Annotated in this window: 15 protein-coding genes; 11 read left to right on the forward strand and 4 right to left on the reverse strand. The window is 53.7% G+C overall.

What is annotated here, in order from left to right:
• Window positions 1-40 precede the first annotated feature (40 nt).
• From AC2FLB_RS06870 to AC2FLB_RS06890, 5 genes are all read left to right on the forward strand, one after another.
• Window positions 41-1228, forward strand: a complete 1188-nt coding sequence (locus tag AC2FLB_RS06870; RefSeq protein WP_496692054.1) for a 2-aminoethylphosphonate--pyruvate transaminase — start codon at window positions 41-43, stop codon at window positions 1226-1228.
• Between the two features lie 19 nt (window positions 1229-1247).
• A complete protein-coding gene (gene phnA / locus AC2FLB_RS06875) occupies window positions 1248-2492 on the forward strand; it encodes a phosphonoacetate hydrolase (protein WP_271949911.1) in 1245 nt (414 codons plus the stop codon).
• 3 nt (window positions 2493-2495) lie between these two features.
• Window positions 2496-3959, forward strand: coding sequence for a phosphonoacetaldehyde dehydrogenase (gene phnY, locus AC2FLB_RS06880; protein ID WP_496692052.1), 1464 nt, complete (start codon window positions 2496-2498; stop codon window positions 3957-3959).
• A gap of 107 nt (window positions 3960-4066) precedes the next feature.
• Window positions 4067-5419, forward strand: coding sequence for a (R)-1-hydroxy-2-aminoethylphosphonate ammonia-lyase (pbfA, locus tag AC2FLB_RS06885; protein WP_496702332.1), 1353 nt, complete (start codon window positions 4067-4069; stop codon window positions 5417-5419).
• Window positions 5420-5723: 304 nt separating this feature from the next.
• The gene (locus AC2FLB_RS06890) at window positions 5724-7388 is read left to right on the forward strand and encodes a Na/Pi cotransporter family protein (protein ID WP_496708909.1); all 1665 of its coding nucleotides are present in this window, start codon (window positions 5724-5726) and stop codon (window positions 7386-7388) included.
• A gap of 454 nt (window positions 7389-7842) precedes the next feature.
• On the opposite strand, the gene AC2FLB_RS06895 is transcribed toward AC2FLB_RS06890, so the two are convergent.
• Window positions 7843-9411 (reverse strand): trimethylamine methyltransferase family protein, encoded by a 1569-nt coding sequence (locus AC2FLB_RS06895; RefSeq protein WP_496708910.1) that lies wholly within the window; start codon window positions 9409-9411, stop codon window positions 7843-7845.
• Between the two features lie 102 nt (window positions 9412-9513).
• On the opposite strand from AC2FLB_RS06895, the gene AC2FLB_RS06900 reads away from it, so the two are divergent.
• The 3 genes from AC2FLB_RS06900 (at window position 9514) to AC2FLB_RS06910 (ending at window position 11566) form a co-directional block, all read left to right on the forward strand.
• Complete coding sequence (locus AC2FLB_RS06900) at window positions 9514-10386, forward strand: LysR substrate-binding domain-containing protein (RefSeq protein WP_496708911.1); 873 nt, start codon at window positions 9514-9516, stop codon at window positions 10384-10386.
• Window positions 10387-10457: 71 nt separating this feature from the next.
• Window positions 10458-10997, forward strand: a complete 540-nt coding sequence (locus AC2FLB_RS06905) for a dihydrofolate reductase family protein (RefSeq protein ID WP_142637673.1) — start codon at window positions 10458-10460, stop codon at window positions 10995-10997.
• Window positions 10994-11566: a TetR/AcrR family transcriptional regulator gene (locus AC2FLB_RS06910; protein WP_496708912.1), complete on the forward strand. Its 573-nt coding sequence runs from the start codon at window positions 10994-10996 to the stop codon at window positions 11564-11566. Before AC2FLB_RS06905 ends, AC2FLB_RS06910 begins: the two co-directional genes overlap by 4 nt.
• 251 nt (window positions 11567-11817) lie before the next feature.
• Here the strand turns inward: AC2FLB_RS06910 and AC2FLB_RS06915 are convergent, their stop codons facing one another.
• On the reverse strand, window positions 11818-12510 hold the full coding sequence (locus AC2FLB_RS06915; RefSeq protein WP_496708913.1) for an MOSC domain-containing protein: 693 nt from the start codon (window positions 12508-12510) through the stop codon (window positions 11818-11820).
• Window positions 12507-13052 carry a MarR family winged helix-turn-helix transcriptional regulator gene (locus tag AC2FLB_RS06920; RefSeq protein WP_496708914.1) on the reverse strand — a complete coding sequence of 182 codons (546 nt, stop codon included), beginning with the start codon at window positions 13050-13052 and terminating at the stop codon, window positions 12507-12509. The genes AC2FLB_RS06915 and AC2FLB_RS06920 overlap by 4 nt, the downstream gene beginning before the upstream one ends.
• An 86-nt stretch (window positions 13053-13138) precedes the next feature.
• On the opposite strand from AC2FLB_RS06920, the gene AC2FLB_RS06925 reads away from it, so the two are divergent.
• On the forward strand, window positions 13139-13888 hold the full coding sequence (locus AC2FLB_RS06925; protein ID WP_496708915.1) for a hypothetical protein: 750 nt from the start codon (window positions 13139-13141) through the stop codon (window positions 13886-13888).
• Between the two features lie 52 nt (window positions 13889-13940).
• Window positions 13941-14471, forward strand: a complete 531-nt coding sequence (locus AC2FLB_RS06930; RefSeq protein WP_496708917.1) for a redoxin domain-containing protein — start codon at window positions 13941-13943, stop codon at window positions 14469-14471.
• A gap of 169 nt (window positions 14472-14640) precedes the next feature.
• On the opposite strand, the gene AC2FLB_RS06935 is transcribed toward AC2FLB_RS06930, so the two are convergent.
• On the reverse strand, window positions 14641-16101 hold the full coding sequence (locus AC2FLB_RS06935; protein WP_496696649.1) for a catalase: 1461 nt from the start codon (window positions 16099-16101) through the stop codon (window positions 14641-14643).
• Between the two features lie 96 nt (window positions 16102-16197).
• Here AC2FLB_RS06935 and AC2FLB_RS06940 point away from each other — a divergent pair, with 96 nt between their 5' ends.
• Complete coding sequence (locus AC2FLB_RS06940) at window positions 16198-17142, forward strand: hydrogen peroxide-inducible genes activator (RefSeq protein ID WP_496708918.1); 945 nt, start codon at window positions 16198-16200, stop codon at window positions 17140-17142.
• Window positions 17143-17434 lie beyond the last annotated feature (292 nt).

The raw sequence follows: 17434 nt of genomic DNA on the forward strand, positions 1-17434 counted from the left end.
CTGCAACTGTGTCTTTGAAACGTTGATCTGGAGCTTGGTTATGACGTCTTCTTTTCCTCAAATTGAACAACCGCGTCTCGGCGAGCCCTATCTACTAACTCCTGGCCCCTTGACCACGTCATACGCCGTGAAAGAAGCCATGTTGAGGGATTGGGGAAGCTGGGATGATGACTTCCGGGGTATGACCCAGGAGTTGCGCTCCAGTCTTTTGGCATTGCTTGGCGAGGGCGCCGATGAGTTTGACTGTGTACCGATGCAGGGGAGCGGATCGTTTTCAGTAGAGGCGATGCTGGCTTCGTTCATTCCGCGCGATGGCAAGGCATTGGTGCTGGCCAATGGCGCTTACGGTCAACGCTCGGCGCAAACGCTCGAGTATCTGGAACGCGATCATGTTGTCTTGGACAAGGGCGACTATCTGCCGCCGCGTGGTTCAGAAGTTGCCGAGATTCTGGCGAATGATTCCGCGATCACCCATGTCGTTGCTATCCACTGCGAAACAAGCTCGGGCATTCTGAATCCGGTAGAGGAAATATCGGAGGCGGTTTACGCCGCTGGTCGCAAACTTCTTGTCGACTCAATGTCAGCCTTTGGTGCGATCGAGTTGAAGCCTACGGAAGTCCGCTATGAGGCAATGGTTTCGTCCGCCAACAAGTGTATTGAGGGTGTTCCGGGGTTTGGGTTCATAATCGCGCGCAAGAACGAGCTTGAGGATGCCAAGGGTAACAGTCATTCGCTGTCTCTGGACGTTCACGCGCAGTGGGCGCATATGAACAAAACCGGTCAATGGCGATTTACGCCGCCCACCCATGTGGTTGCCGCTTTCATCGAAGCCCTCAGGGCACATGCGGCTGAGGGCGGCGTTTCCGGTCGCGGAGCCCGATACACCAGCAACAGGGATGTTGTGGTCGCCGGCATGCGTGAGCTGGGTTTCGAAACTCTGCTCGACAATCGCTGGCTGAGCCCAATCATCGTAACATTCTTCTGCCCGGCCGATGAAAACTTTGTCTTTGATCAGTTCTACAAACTGATGAAAGAAAAAGGGTTCATCATTTACCCGGGCAAGTTGACCGTCGTCGACAGCTTCCGCGTTGGGTGCATCGGTCAGATGGACGACAAGGTTATGCGGAAAGTTGTAATTGCCGCCAAGGAAACTCTGGAAAAAATGGGTGTGTCGAGTGCCACACCTCCTCTCCAAGCTTTAGAAGAACGCGCCAAACTGGCCGCTTAAGGATCAAGGAACAAACCAAATGACCATCCACACCCCTGTTGAAGCCAACGAGCGTGTCTACCCGATGCCCAAAGTGCCCGCCATTGCCATCTGCCTTGACGGCTGTGAGCCGGAATATCTGGACAAAGCTATTGCTGACGGTCTGATGCCGACGCTCAAGCGGATGCGCGAAACCGGCACTGACCGGCTGGCCCATTCGGTGATCCCGTCGTTTACTAACCCTAACAACCTCAGCATTGCGACTGGCCGTCCGCCTATCGTGCACGGCATCTGTGGAAACTATCTGATTGATCCGGACAGTGGTGAAGAAGTGATGATGAACGATGTGCGCTTTTTGCGTGCACCGACCGTGTTCAAGCAGTTCTATGACGCTGGCGCCAAGGTGGCCATAGTCACCGCGAAGGACAAGCTGCGCGCGTTGTTGGGGGCGGGTCTAAAGTTCGACGACGACCGGGCCAAATGCTTCTCTGCGGAAAAGTCCGACACGTCGACCCAGGCTGAGCATGGTCAGGAGAAAGCAAGCGCATGGTTGGGCATGGCCCAACCCGAGGTCTATTCGGCAGAGTTGTCCGAGTTTGTCTTTGCTGCGGGTGTCAAATTGCTGAAAGAGTGGAAACCAGATGTGATGTATCTGACCACCACCGACTACGTGCAGCACAAATACGCACCCGATCAGGCCGAGGCCAAGGCATTCTATGAGATGTTTGACAAATATCTGACCGAACTGGACGCCATGGGCGCTGCCATCGTGGTCACCGCCGACCACGGCATGAAGCCCAAGCACCACGCCGATGGCTCGCCCAGCGTGGTATATGTGCAGGATCTGGTGGATGAATGGCTGGGCAAGGACGCGGCCCGTGTCATCTTGCCGATAACGGACCCCTATGTGGTGCACCACGGCGCACTCGGGTCGTTTGCCACCTGCTATCTACCCGAAGACGCGGATCGCAATGACATCATCGGCAAACTGAAAGCTACACCCGGCATCACTCATGTTTTGACCAAAGAAGAGGCGATCAAGCGTTTTGAACTGCCCGGTGACCGCATTGGTGATATTGTGATGGTCTCGGGTGAGAACATCTGTATCGGTACCTCTGAAGACCGCCACGATCTGGCCGCTCTCAACGAGCCGCTGCGCAGCCACGGTGGACTGACCGAGCAGGAAGTTCCTTTCATCGTAAACCGGGTTATCGACTTGGGGACTGCGCCCGAGTTGCGCAATTTTGATGCGTTTTTCTATGCAACCACAGCGGCGGCGCAGTAATCCATGAAAGATCAAACCATGTCGAAAATCGAAATCCGCAATGAAGGAATGCGCATCGGGGGCGAGATCGTCTTTACCGACGAAACGGTGCCGGTTCTGTACCCATACACAAACGAGATTGTCGGGCATGTACCCGCCGGCAAGGCAGAACATGCGCGCAAAGCGTTCGAAATCGCGGCGAATTACACTCCAAAGCTCACACGGTATGAGCGCAGCCAGATCCTGCAGCGTGCGGGCGAGTTGATTGGTGAACGTCGTGAATACCTTGCCAAATGGCTGACGTTGGAACTGGGTATCTGTCACCAGCATGCGATTTATGAGACCAAGCGTGCACAAGATGTCTATCAGTTCGCCGCCGCTGAGGCGATGAAGGATGATGGCGAGATCTTTTCATGCGACCTGACCCATAATGGCAAAGATCGAAAAATATTCACCATGCGCGAGCCTGTGAATGCGATTTCGGCAATCACACCATTCAATCATCCGCTTAACATGGTCAGCCACAAGATCGCGCCATCAATCGCGACCAACAACTGCATGGTGTGTAAGCCGACGGAACTGACGCCACTGACGGCGCTGACATTAGCTGACATCCTCTACGACGCGGGTCTGCCACCCGAGATGTTCCAAGTGGTTACCGGCTGGCCAGGTGACATTGGCGATGAGATGATCACCAATGACAACATCGACATCATCACATTCACCGGCGGCGTGCCGGTGGGTAAGATGATCGCCGAAAAAGGCGTTTACAAGCGGCAAGCTCTGGAACTGGGGGGCAATGACCCTCTGATCGTTTTGAACGATCTTTCTGACGCGGACCTTGAGAAGGCCGCGACCATTGCAGTGGCAGGCGCCACAGGCAATTCGGGTCAGCGCTGCACTGCGATCAAACGTATTCTGGTGCAAGAAAGCGTGGCCGACAAGTTTGTGCCATTGGTTCTGGAAAAGGCGAAGCAGATCAAGTTCGGCGACCCACAAGACCCCGAGACCGAACTGGGCTGTGTCATCCATGACAAGGCAGCTGAACTATTCGAAAAACGCGTTTACATGGCCGAGGCCGACGGCGCAGAAATCCTCTATCATCCGGGCCGTCAGGGCGCACTACTGCCGCCCATCGTTGTCGATAAGGTCCCCCATGACAGCGAGCTGGTGATGGAAGAAACCTTTGGCCCCATTGTGCCCATCGTTCGGGTTCCGGACAATGACGACGAGGTGATGCGTATTTCGAACGGTACCGAATTCGGCCTCAGCTCAGGCGTCTGTACGAACGACTTGAACCGTGCGATTGCCTTTATCAACGGTCTGAACGTGGGCACCTGCAACATTTGGGAACAACCCGGATACCGTATCGAAATGTCCCCCTTCGGAGGCATCAAGGACAGCGGTAATGGGGTCAAAGAAGGTGTCATCGAGGCAATGAAGTTTTTTACTAACGTAAAAACTTACTCGCTGCCCTGGCCACGCTAGTTTTTGTGCCCCGTCCCGACCCGGGTCGGGGCACCACAAGTTCCTCCCTGGTACTGGCGGACTTTGCGAGGTCCGCATTTTTTCACAAGCGGCGTTGAGGAAAAAGCATGTCACAAATCGTCCACACGGAAGGCGAATCCAATACTTCCAGCGCGCGAAAAGCATGGATGAAGGAATCTATAGGGCCTAAATCTTCACCCTTGCTGAAACGCGACGCTAACGCGTTTCTCCACCAGTCACTGTCCTCGCCATGCGTTAGCACCATTGCCAAAGCTGAGGGGATTTGGGTCGAAGACCTGGACGGCCGCCGTTACATGGATTTCCATGGCAATTCAGTGCATCATATCGGTTACGGACATCCCCGTTTGATCACCGCGATCAAGGCGCAACTGGATGACCTGTCTTTCGCACCCCGTCGCTTCACCAATGATCCCGCGGTTGAATTGGCCGAAAAGCTCGCCGAAATCGCGCCAGACGACCTTGGGAAAATGCTGTTTACGACCGGCGGCTCTGATGCAAACGAGGTCGCTCTCAAGATAGCGCGCGCTGCCACCGGTCGGTTCAAAACAATTAGCTTCTGGGATGCCTTCCACGGTGCCGGTTTTGGCGCCGCAAGCGTCGGCGGCGAGGCGACATTTCGCAGCCATATAGCCGGCCCGCTTCTCCCGGGTGCAGAGCACGTGGCACCTTTTGCCTGTTACCGATGCCCGTACAATCACGCCGGCCCAGATACCTGTGGGTTGGCTTGTGCAAAAATGGTCGAGTTCGTTCTAGAACGCGAGGGAGACGTAGCTGCGGTCATCGCTGAGCCTATGCGCGCGGTGCCTTATGTGCCGCCACCGGGCTTCTGGAAAGCTGTGCGGGAGGCGTGTAATCGTCACGGGGCTCTCTTGATCATGGACGAGATTCCCACGGGGCTTGGAAAGACCGGCAAGATGTTTGCCTTTGAGCATGACGAGATTATCCCTGACATCGTCACCTTGGGTAAGGCACTTGGCGGAGGCATCCTGCCGATTGCAGCTTGTATCGCGCGAACCAAACTAGACGTCTGCGGAGACTTTGCCATTGGACATTATACACACGAAAAAAACCCGGTGACTGCACGCGCCGCGCTTACCACAATACAAATCATCGAAGATGAAGGGTTGGTTGACCGGGCGGCTGAGTTGGGCGAGCACGCTATGGATCGTCTGATGGGCGAGCTTCAGAACATCCCGATCGTCGGTGACATTCGCGGCCGTGGTCTGATGTTTGGTGTCGAAATTGTCGATGACCGTGCCGACAAGACACCTGGAAATGCACGAGCCGAGCGGATCTATTATGCTTGTTTGGAAGCTGGCCTAAGCTACAAAATCAGTCAGGGGTGTGTGCTTACATTGTCACCGCCGCTAACGATCACGCGCAAGGATCTCGACTGTGCAATCGGCATTGTTGTCAACGCGATTAAGGACGAATGTTGATCTTTGTGGCCATACCTTTAGAGCAATTCACGCCGTTGCTCTCTCTGCTTCCAGGAAAACAGTGGTCAATGGACGTGGAGATCAATTCTCAATTATGGTGCCAAGGGCCACTGCCTACCACCAAGAAAGTGTATGCGTTTCCCCGATGGAACAGACGCGTCCGATTTATTTCAGCAAACTCGGGCGCTGAGCGTTTTATCGAAATTACTCGGCCGCAAAATCACCGGGTCGGTCTCCGGTCGTTGGTTGGCAGGATTGCAGCGCACCCTGTTATTCCAAGCAAACCGTGGGAGTGAGGTAGAGCATGGCGATAGTCAGCTTTTTAATCAGCCTTGCTGGCGCGACGATGTTGCTGCTTTTTGCAGTTCGAATGGTACGCACTGGAATTGAGCGCAGCTATGGAGCGTCGTTCCAGCGCGTTTTGACGCGACAGCACAGTTACCTGCAGGCCTCACTTGTGGGTCTGATGATGGCGGTTGTACTGCAAAGTTCGGCGGCAGTGGCGCTGTTGACCTCTGGGTTTGCTGCCAGTGGAATGTTGAGTTTTCCTGCCGGTCTGGCGATTGTGCTCGGAGGCGATCTGGGTTCAGCACTGATCATCCAGATTCTTACTTTCCGGTTGGACTGGCTTATTCCAATGCTGCTGGCGATTGGCGGTTATCTATTCGTCAAGACCGAAGCCAAAAAAGCCCGACAGCTAGGGCGCATTCTGATGGGCGTTGCCTTTATCCTGATCTCACTTCGGTTCCTTCGTGAGGCGATGGATCCAATTCGGGACAGTGCATTTTTACCCGCAGTGGCGGATTACTTGTCGCGCGACTATATCACTGCATTTCTTGTCGGGAGTGCCTTAGCCTTCGTCATGCATTCCTCGGTAGCGGCCATCCTTATGTGTGTGACACTTGTGCAAATTGGAGCGATCCCATTTGCCGCCGGAATGTCTTTGGTTTTTGGCGCGAACTTTGGCTCGGCCTTCATTCCGGTATGGCTAACCCGAGGAATGCCAGTGACGGCCCGACGAATACCCTATGCAAATTTGGCGCTGCGAGGAAGTTGGGCGTTGGCTAGTTTGTTTGCAGCAAATTTTGCCCTACGAACCGGGCTTTTGGGCGACCCGCAAGGGGGGCAAATGCTAGTCAACGTGCATCTTGCTTTCAACCTGTCGCTTTTGGTTTTAGCCCTTCCGTTTTGTGGACACTGGCAGAACTTGCTCGAAAGGCTCTTGCCAAACCAGCAGAAAGTACAGAAGTCGCAACCCGCACAACCGGTCAGCGCATTGGACATGAAAGACGTGGCAAATCCCAATCAGGCCTTGCCGAGCCTCAAGCGTGAGCTGCTGCGGATGAGCGATCTTCTCGAAACCATGTTCCGTCCTGCTCTTGAACTTTACCGCAGCGGAGACAAAGAACAGATCCGGTCAGTTCAGGCCATTGACGAGGACGTAAACCGGTGCCTCTCGGGTATTCGAGCCTTTGTCGCCGCGATACCCCCTGAGCTATATGAAAAACACGATGCTAAAACCGCGCGCGACCTTATGGAGTTTGCGATCAGGCTTGAAACGGCGGGTGACGTTGTCGCCAAACGCCTGACTGTATTGGCCGGTGAAATGCGGGCCAAAGGCTCTAGCTTTTCGCAAGATGGCTGGTCTGAACTTGTTCAGATGCATGAAGGTATTCTTGCAAACATGAAACTGGCATCAAATGTACTTGTTTCAGACGATCTGGAAAGCGCCCGGCTTCTCAGCCTTGAGAAAACCGAAATCAAACGCGTGGAACGTGAAAGCCGCAAGCGTCACCTGCGCCGGTTGCAGCATGGAACAACGGAAAGCTTCGAAACCAGTGATATTCATCTAGAGACATTGCGGGCTTTCCGGGAGTTCAACAGTCATATTGCATCGATTGCTTACCCGGTCCTTTACCAGAACGGTCAACTTCTCGAGACACGATTGATCAACGAAATTGCTGAATAGGCCCGGGCCGGTCTCAATGCGAAGACAAGAAAAGCGCGAGAACAAAGGCGACTGGAAACACCGAAGTGAGTTCGTTCTCGAAATCAAATTTTGAAATTGTTCAGTGTCTTCCAAAACCTGAGCCCAACACTGCGCAGTGCACAAGGGTCTAAGTAACCGGATCGAAGGATCCCACCAATCAACCCGAAAACGCGAAAAGATCATCGGTCCCGACAAGTCACTCTGGCAGACTCAGAGATTTCTGGTTGCCCATGACCAGATCACCATCAGCTCCCGTCTCCCCGCTATCAACTTACTTCAGCTTTATACCACCATGCCCGATCAGATGCCTGCCAGTTTTGGATCAGCTATGCCCGCGAAATGTCCTCCTGACGACATAGGCGCCGACGTTCTTCAATCTTGCTCAAGCAAGCTGGCAATCCCGGCAGAGTTCTTAGGTATTGGATATTCCGTTCTAGTACCATTCATCCGGCATTCGCGCTTTGCGTTCTGACACGAAGTCTTCAAGCGCGGCTTGTATGCCGGGTTTCATTTCAGGACGCTGGTAATCGTTCAACATCTGATGCCACCGCGCAGTGGCGCGTTGATCTGACGTGAGAGCACCATTTTCAGACCAGGTCTCGAATGGCCCTGCGTCAGAAATTTGTGGCTCATAATTTGCTGCCGCATAGTGGCGCAGCGTGTGTTTGGTCGACAGGAAATTTTCGCCCGGGCCCGTTTCAAAATAGGCATCACGGCCAAATGCCTCCTCATTCGTTTCGAAGCCCTTCAGCAGTTTCAGCATCGCGCCACAGTGGTCTAGATCCATGATGAATTTCTCGTAGGACATCACAAGCCCACCTTCGAGCCAGCCTGCCGCATGCCAGACCTGATGGGCTCCGGACAAAAGCGTGGACCACATGGCACCGGTGCTGTCCTGCATCGCTTGCCCATCTGGCGCATTGGAGGCGGTGATCTGCCCACCGCCAGAGCGCACAGGTACGCCAAGCCTTCGTCCCAATTGTGTCAGCGCCATCGTGGTCATGTTCGCCTCGGGCGATCCAAAGGTTAGAGCGCCCGTGCGCAAGTTCATTGTGGAGTGGAACGAGCCGAACACCACCGGACAACCGGGGCGCACCAGTTGCGCAAGCGCAATGCCAACCATCGCTTCTGCCAGAGTTTGCGCCGCCACCGCCGCTGGCGAAAGCGGCCCCATGGCACCCGCGAAAATCGCAGGGGAGACGCAGACACATTGGCCTGCCTCCGCATAGATACGCAGAGCCGTCGACATGGTATCATCATAAATCAATGGCGAATTGACGTTGATATTGGCCTGCATCACCGCGTGGTGCTCCATGAAGTCGCGTCCAAAGACGAGGCGTGCCATCTCGATACCGTCACGCACGCGCTCGGGTGCCGTAACAGAGCCCATAAAGGGCTTGGTTGAGAGTGTCAGATGCGCCAGCATCATGTCCAAATGCCGTTTATTCACCGGCACATCTGTCGGTTCGACAACCGTGCCGCCGGAATGATGCAAGGCAGCCGCACTGTAGGCCAGTTTGACGAAATTGCGGAAATCCTTCAGCGTCGAATATCGTCGGCCCTTCACCAGATCGCTGACAAAGGGAGAGCCGTATCCCGGCATCAGCACAACGTTGTCACCACCAAGTGTCACCGTTCTGACCGGGTCTCGGCCATGCAATTGAAATTCACTTGGGGCCGTAGCGCAAAGCGCGCGGACGTGCCCCGGTTCAAACCGCACGCGTTCGCCATCGATGCGGGCACCCGTTTGGGCGAAGTGATCCAGTGCCGTTCGATCCCCCCGAAACTCGACGCCAATATTGCTTAGAATCCAATCGGCTTGATCTTCGATCCGGGCCAATACCGTTTCACTTAGTAGATTGTATGCAGGTATCCTGCGACCCGTGAACGGTGTGCTCTCAGAAGGGGCAATACTACGGGCCAAGCGGCGCCTGCGCGCGCGGCCGCGGTGCCCCGCCGGTGTCGGTGTTTTTGCTTTTGCGTTCAACAAGTCCAACGTCATCTCATTGCTCCACGAGCTAGAGTGCGGTTGTCGACCTTAAAAACATGTTTGAAAATCGAAAAAAACTACTCTTAACGTTTAGAAAATTTGTACACTAAGAATATGAGTACCCGATTTCATCACCATGACTTACTCAGGCTATTTGCCGAGATTGCTCGTTATTCCAGCTTCTCGACGGCAGCATCGGCGCTCAACATGACAAAGGGCGCCATCAGCTATCAGATCAAAACGCTTGAAGCCGATCTTGGGATGATCCTGTTCCAGCGCACATCGCGTGGTGTCACACTCACTGGTGAAGGATTAAAACTGCTCGCGATCTGCCAGACCCGATACGAAGAAATCGAAGCTGAAATTCATGCATTAAAGGGGATTTCAACGCGTTCTCTAACCGTTGGGGTCTCGACCTATTTCGCTGCGCGCTGGCTGTCGCCACGCCTGATGTCATTCATGCAAAGCCACCCGGACGTGCAGATTCGCATTCAACCGATGATCGAGTTTTCAGAAGCTGAGATGCAGGATGTGGATCTTGCAATCAGGTGGGGTAACGGGAATTGGATCGGCGGCACCGTTACTCCGTTCATGCCCATGCCGCCCTATCCTGTGGGTGACCGGGCGGCAGCTGACCTAGTGATAAAGTTAGGAATGAAAGAGGCAATATCGCATCTTACGCTGCTGAGAGATCGTGATGACAGCAACGCCTGGTCTGATTGGCTGAACGTCGCAAAGCTTCCCCGACAATCAAGGCGAGATGCGCTAATCGTTCCTGACCCAAATGTCCGGGCGCAAGCAGTCATCGACGGACAGGGAATAGCTTTGATGGATGATCTGGTTCGGGACGATCTAAATGCTGAAAGACTGTTTCGGTTGTCGGAAACCGATCTGCCCGACTATGGGTATTTTTTGGTTCAACCGCATAGCTCCGCTCCAACCGGCGCAGTTCACTCCTTCTCGGACTGGATTCTGGGTCAATCGTAGCAGTCATTCCCCTTGAGTATCCTCAGAGCCGTTATTATACGACATATAAATAAATCACAGGGACCCAGAGGATGCCCACAGGACATATCATGATGGCAATGAGCCTAGACGGTTTTGTCGCAAGGCCAGATCACAGGCTGGACTGGTTGGAAAAGCAACCCACTGCCGACGAAGATCACGGGTTCGCTGCGTTTCAGAGTAGCGTCGACGTGATCGTGATGGGGTCCGGATCGTACCGGACAGTTCTGGGATTTGGGGAGTGGCCTTACAAGAAACCAGTGGTGGTTCTCAGTCGCTCAATGAAACCCTCAGGCATTCCAGATGAGCTGCGCGAAAGAGTTGAAGTTTCAGACAAAACACCCACCGATTTGATGGAGGACTTTGGCGCGCGTGGTTACAATCGAGTTTATGTGGATGGCGGTGCAATCATCCAATCCTTCCTCAAAGCCGGGCTGATTGAGGACATGCGGATTACCTTGGTTCCCATTCTGATTGGTGAAGGCATTCGGATCTTTGGTGAAACAGAAGGTGACGTTGATCTGGAATTGGTTTCGGTTAGCAGCTTTTCCTCCGGTCTGGTAGATCTCGATTACAGACTGAAAACCAGGTGACGAAAGCTTCTCCACCAGGGCGACCGTCAAAGGCTGCACAGCGCCTTTCGAAGCAAGTGATCCTGCAGGCCGCATTGCCGATCGTCCAAAGCAAAGGTGTTGATGCGCTATCGTTTCGCATACTTGCCGATCAGCTTGACGTCACTCCGATGGCCGTGACCTATCACGCAGGTAGCAAGAAGCAACTATTGTCCGATCTGGTGGAACTTGCCTTTGCAGGCGTCTTGGATGGAGTGAATGGTGGCAACCCGGTCAAACGCGCCCGCTGCATTATGGCGGCTTACCATGGTTGCGCTTTGAAGAACGCCAATCTACTCCGTGCAATCCTAGACGATGTAACGCTCATGAGCGCGGACCTCATGAACGTGGCCGAGGAATTAAAGGTCAGCACGGACCAACTCGAATACAGCGATGGCGGTGATGTTCTTGTTCACGTGCTGATCGACTATGCACATGGGTTTGTGCTCTCAGCCTCGAGCGGAGAAGACAATCCCCTGACAATAGACGATTTTCTGCGGGGGGTTGACTGGATTCTTGCGCAAGCGGCGGGTGACTTCGCGGAGACGTGATATGAAAACATGCCCATCAGAGGGTGTCCTCAAGCAATGAGCAGTTTGCGTCATTCAATTCTGACCCTAACGTCAAGTATTTCTGCCCCAAGGCTACTAACTTTCATCGAGGCTGAGGCTTATGTCTCAAATGAGTTCGGTTTGCCAAAGGACTGATAGTAGGTGGTTAGCTGCTTTCGTGTTCTCGATTGTTTTCGGCTCGAGGGAGGTGCGTTATCGCCAACCACGGCTTAAATGCTTCATACGATGCCTCAGGCACCTAGCCTCGCCGATGTATCCTCTATGGCGTTGCCTTCCGCCATTCGGCAGAACGCTTGTCGCCAACCTTGAGCCAGTTCTTTCATCTGAGACAACACCTCGGCATCTTCTGGCAGAATGCGACGAGTCAACCTTGCACGTGTGACGGCCAATACAGACCAATTTGGATTTAACCTTTCAACCAAGGTGATCCGATCACCGGTGCCAACTTCGCCAGGTTCGAGCACACGATAGTACCATCCGGTTCGGCCCGTCTTCTGAAACTGGTAAGGCATTTCCTTGCGCCCCGTATGTAGCCCGAGTTTCCAGCACGGTTGCCGCCCCTGACTGATTTGAACAACCGCCGTACCCAGAGACAGGATGTCGCCAATGCAGAGGTTTTCCTCGGTCAGCCCCGTTGTTGAAATGTTCTCACCGAACGCCGCTGGCAGTGTGCCGGGTGCCATTAGGCCCTCTGCTTGCCAAGCCGAATAGTGATCAAAAGCATAATGATGGATGGCTTTGTCTTCGCCTCCATGCACGGTCAAATCTGCCTGTGCATCCTCGGAAAATCCGAGCGAGGTAATCAACTGCCGCCCGTCCACCCTGTCTTTTTGAATGGCCGATGGCGGTTTGCCTTCCCAACAATCTTTGACCGCTCCGACAAATATGCCGTCGATGTTCGCCGATAAATCAAAATGGTTCATCTGGCTTCCTCGTGCTCGATACAGATCTTGTCTTTTTCACCGACGTCCAATGATACACCCAACAGTTTGCAGAAACCGTTTTCCGTCGTGGCATCATGGTATGTGCAGGATTTGCATTGGCCGAATGACCGACCTCCATTTGCGGCCAAAGCCAGACTGAGGCTTTGCATCAACCCCTGCTCAAGCATGGCTTGGTTTTCTACGGGCATATCTCCAATTGCCTGTGCAACAGGGTTCGGCTGACGTACAATTTTGACCCCCTCCTTGGTCAGGTCATAAGAGATCGACCGTTGATCAAGCTCTTTGCGTTGCTCTTCTACATAGCCCTTGCGCGCCAAAGCCTTGAGCGTTTGTGACATCGTTCCACGGGTTGTTCCGATATACTCTGCAACTTGCGACGGCGAGCGCGAAAACATGTTCGCCTCTGCGAGGTATTCCAGCGCCATCCTCTGAGTCGGGTTCAAATCTCCCGCCCATCCTTCGGAAGCATCAATACGGGCCAAACGGTTGATTAGCGTGCGTATGCAGTGGTCTGTGTTCATAACACTTTTAGTAGCGAGTCGAAATTATAGTTGCAATGCATTTCTCACTATAGTAGCGACTCGATATTATTTGATTGGAGACACTCATGAAACTCTCAACGCTCACTTCTACTTTGGCGCTGGTCATCGGAAGCACGGTTCTTGCTGATGGGAACCATGCCATCCATCAAGATGGCGCCATCATATCTTCGCCGGACGCCAGTAAAGTCGCGGACTTTGACATTCTGGCAGCGCATGCGCATCGCAATGGAAACACGGTCACTTTTCACATGACAACGAATGGGACGGCTGGCGCCTCGGTTCCGGTGGCAACCGGAGAGGTCGGTGGATCAGACGTCTGGTCATATGTCTGGCCTACTTCTTTGGACCCTTCGGCCGTTGGGTTCGAAGGCGGCACAGGCATCCTTGCAATGGCCGCAACCAGTCATCCAGATTTTGATGACACACCGCTTTTTGACGAGAACGGCGACGGAGATCCGGCGAATGACGGTATCGAATGGCACAGCCACTGGGTTGTGTTGACCCCGACCGAAGCGTGCGGGCCCGACGCGCTTGCCGTACGGGACATCCCCGAAGGTTCCACGCCGAAGCTACCTGCAACATGGCCTGGGTTCCCGATCTTTCTGGACAGCCCAGGGTTTACACCGCTGTTTGATGGGCCCGAAATTGTGGTGAACGCAGACTTTGCCAGCGACGTAGAACTGGATGGTGTCGCTTACGATGGTGTCACTTCTGCATTGCGAGTGAACGCTAACATCCATGCGCCCTTGCTGTGCGTCACAGATGTTTTCGACGTCGCATCCGGCGACCTGAGCCTGCCGGGGAAGCTTCACTGACATTCGACTACGCAGCCGCCGAACCCAAGACGGCTGCGTGTTATTGAGGGCAATGAAAATGCAAACACCAGAACTAGACGTTTCGGAATGGTTTAACACAGACACACCCCTTACCTTAGGCGGTCTAAGGGGACGGGTTGTTGTTATTGAGGCATTTCAAATGTTGTGCCCGGGATGCGTCCTGCATGGTATTCCCTTGGTGCAATCAATTCAAAAAACGTTTCCTGAAGAAAAGGTAGCCGTGATTGGCTTGCATACTGTGTTCGAGCATCACGACGCCATGACACCGGTGTCTCTGAAAGCCTTCCTGCACGAATATCGCATCACCTTCCCTGTCGGCGTGGACAGGCAGGGGGTGGGGCAATTGCCAAACACGATGTCCCGCTTTCGCATGCGCGGTACACCAAGCCTTGTCTTGTTGGATCAGTCGGGACGGATCGTTGTGCATCACCTTGGACAGGTCTCAGAACTGCAGTTGGGGTCTGAGATTGGCAGTCTTCTGACACGACGGGCCGCATCGGTAACAAGCAATCCCGCCACCGTCAATCAAAGCGAAGGCGCATCAGGTAGCTGCAATGTGTGAGCCGGCCAATGCGCCCGCGTATGGAAACCGTCTTTCCCCAAGGTCGTCGCCAAAAGGCTGTTTAGCCACACGCAGCGACGGAATACCCGATCACACCAAACGGTGCCCGCCGTCGAATACCCCGCAGTATCAGGCAGGCCCCCGAAGATCGGGGGCTTGCCAATTGTCTTTACGCGGGGAACCCACTTTCATCGGTCAAACCAAGAGCCCTTGCTACACCGGCACCATATGCAGGATCTGCCTTGAGACAGTTCGATATGTGGCGGATCTGAATTTCTCTTTGTGCAGCCCCGATTGCGCGGGCAGTGTTTTCGAACAGTACTTCTTGCTGCTCTGGCGTCATCAGGCGGAACAAATCACCGGGCTGCGAGAAGTAGTCATCATCCTCGCGGTGGTTCCAATGATCCGCAGCACCTTCGATGGACAAAGGTGGTTCAGAGAAATCCGGTTGCTCGGACCATTCGCCATGCATGTTGGGCTCATAGCCAATCCGAGATCCGGCATTGCCGTCGACCCTCATCGCGCCATCACGATGGTAGGAATGATACGGGCAACGAGGCGCATTCACAGGGATCTGGGAATGGTTGACACCCAACCGATACCGCTGAGTGTCACCATAAGAAAACAGACGTCCTTGCAACATCTTGTCCGGCGAAAAGCTGATACCAGGCACGATTGTAGAGGGGGCGAAGGCTGCTTGTTCAACCTCGGCAAAGTAGTTCTCAGGGTTCCGGTTCAATTCCAGCTCGCCAACCTCAATCAACGGATAATCCCCATGTGGCCAAACCTTGGTCAGATCAAACGGGTTGAGGTGATATGTACCCGCATCCTTCTCTGGCATGACTTGGACATAAAGCGTCCATTTAGGAAAATCGCCGTTTTCAATTGCGTCAAAAAGATCACGCTGGTGGCTTTCACGGTCACCGGAGATGATCTGTGCTGCTTCCTCGTCGGTGAGGTTTTTTATCCCCTGTTGCGTTTTGAAATGGAATTTGACCCAGAACCGCTCGTTGTCCGAGTTGATAAAACTGAACGTGTGGCTGCCAAAGCCGTGCATGTGTCTGTAGGTGGCCGGAATCCCCCGATCAGACATAACAATCGTCACCTGAAGCAAGGCTTCGGGAAGGCTGGTCCAGAAATCCCAATTGTTATCCGCACTGCGCATGTTCGTCCGCGGATCGCGTTTGACGGCATGGTTGAGATCGGGAAACTTCAGCGGATCGCGAAGGAAGAACACAGGGGTGTTGTTGCCCACAAGATCCCAGTTGCCCTCTTCCGTATAAAACTTGATAGCGAAGCCGCGGATATCCCGTTCTGCATCCGCTGCGCCGCGTTCCCCTGCAACGGTCGAGAACCGCAGGAAGAGATCCGTCTTCTTGCCAACATCAGAGAACATTTTGGCACGCGTATACTGGGTGATGTCATGGGTCACTTTGAATGTGCCGTAAGCGCCGGATCCTTTGGCATGCATCCGACGTTCGGGGATCACCTCGCGATCAAAGTGGGCCATCTTCTCGAGAAACCAAACATCTTGAAGCAGCGCAGGTCCACGCGGCCCCGCCGTCAGTGTGTGTTGGTTGTCAGGCACTGGCGCGCCAAATGCGGTGGTCAGCTTCGATTTACTCGTCATGTCAATCTCCTGAGTTGGTATTGGCAGGACAAAACCGAAAACCGCCAAATTACTCCAACTTATATAAATTATCCGATCGATAATCAGAGGTGATGCATGGTTAGAAGAACCTCAGTCGCCGGCCTTTCACTCAGAGATCTTGAGTACATTCAAAGCATTGCCGAAGAAGGTCATTTTGGCCGGGCGGCTGATATCTGTGGGGTTTCACAACCTGCAATCAGCCAACAGATATCCAAGCTGGAGGCGCGCCTTGGCTTTTCGATATTCGAACGCCACGGACGGCATATTTCGTTGACGCAAAATGGCCAGATAGTTCTGCAAAAAGCAGAAATCCTTCTGACAGAAGCCCGTGAACTGCTGGAATTGTCGCTGAGCCTAAGTGACAATCTGGAGGGAGAGTTAAAATTTGGTGTACTTCCAACACTTGGGCCTTACTTGCTGCCGCTTATCCTCAAGTCTCTCAAAAATGCGTACCCCAATCTCCAGTTGTCATTGTTCGAAGAACCCACTCACGTTCTTGAAGAGATGCTCGTCAGGAGGACGCTGGACGCTGCACTGATTGCGACGGCCCCGAAACAGCCTGTACTGAGAGCGCTTCCGTTGTTTCACGAACCATTTGTTTTTGCCTGCCCCAAGGATCTGGACTTCAGACCCAATGAGAAAGTTCGCTGGTCCAAGGTTCTGTCCTCTCAGCTCGTTCTGCTTTCTCAAGAGCACTGCCTAAGGGATCAGACCGTAGCATTTTGCGATCGGATTGACCGACCTAGACAGAGGGTGGCGAGCAGCCTTGAAATGCTCCGGCAAATGGTCGCACTCGGAGAGGGTTGTGCGCTGTTTCCGGCATTGTCTGTGAGTGGCCCTGATCGTTTCGGCGGCTTGGCAACGACACATCCCATTGCTGATGGGATCTTTGGCCGTTCTATCAGACTGGCATGGCGCGACAGCGACCCGCGCGCAGGGTCGCTTGAACACTTCGGGACTTTCATTCAGACGCTTATGGCCGCTCCGGATATGACGCGATATTTGAACGGAAATGCCTAGAGCGAGACCAGCCAAGGTTGGGATAGGCTTTGCTGATGACGTGGGTGCCTCCTCCCGACGACATCGCAATGTGCTAATGTGATGTTTGTTTAAGCCATCAACAAAGCCACCCAAAGATCAAATTCGGCTGATGCCCTACATTGAGCCGCCTTCTGACGTCGAACGTTCATCACATTTTTAGTCCAACTGTGACGGTTGGGTCTGGTTCATTCAATTCTGACCCAAACATCAAGGATTTCTAACCCAGAACGAACATCAACCCCTCATCGACGCTGCGATAAATGTCTCAAAT

The sequence above is a fragment of the Ruegeria sp. CDSA236 genome, from assembly GCF_059611285.1.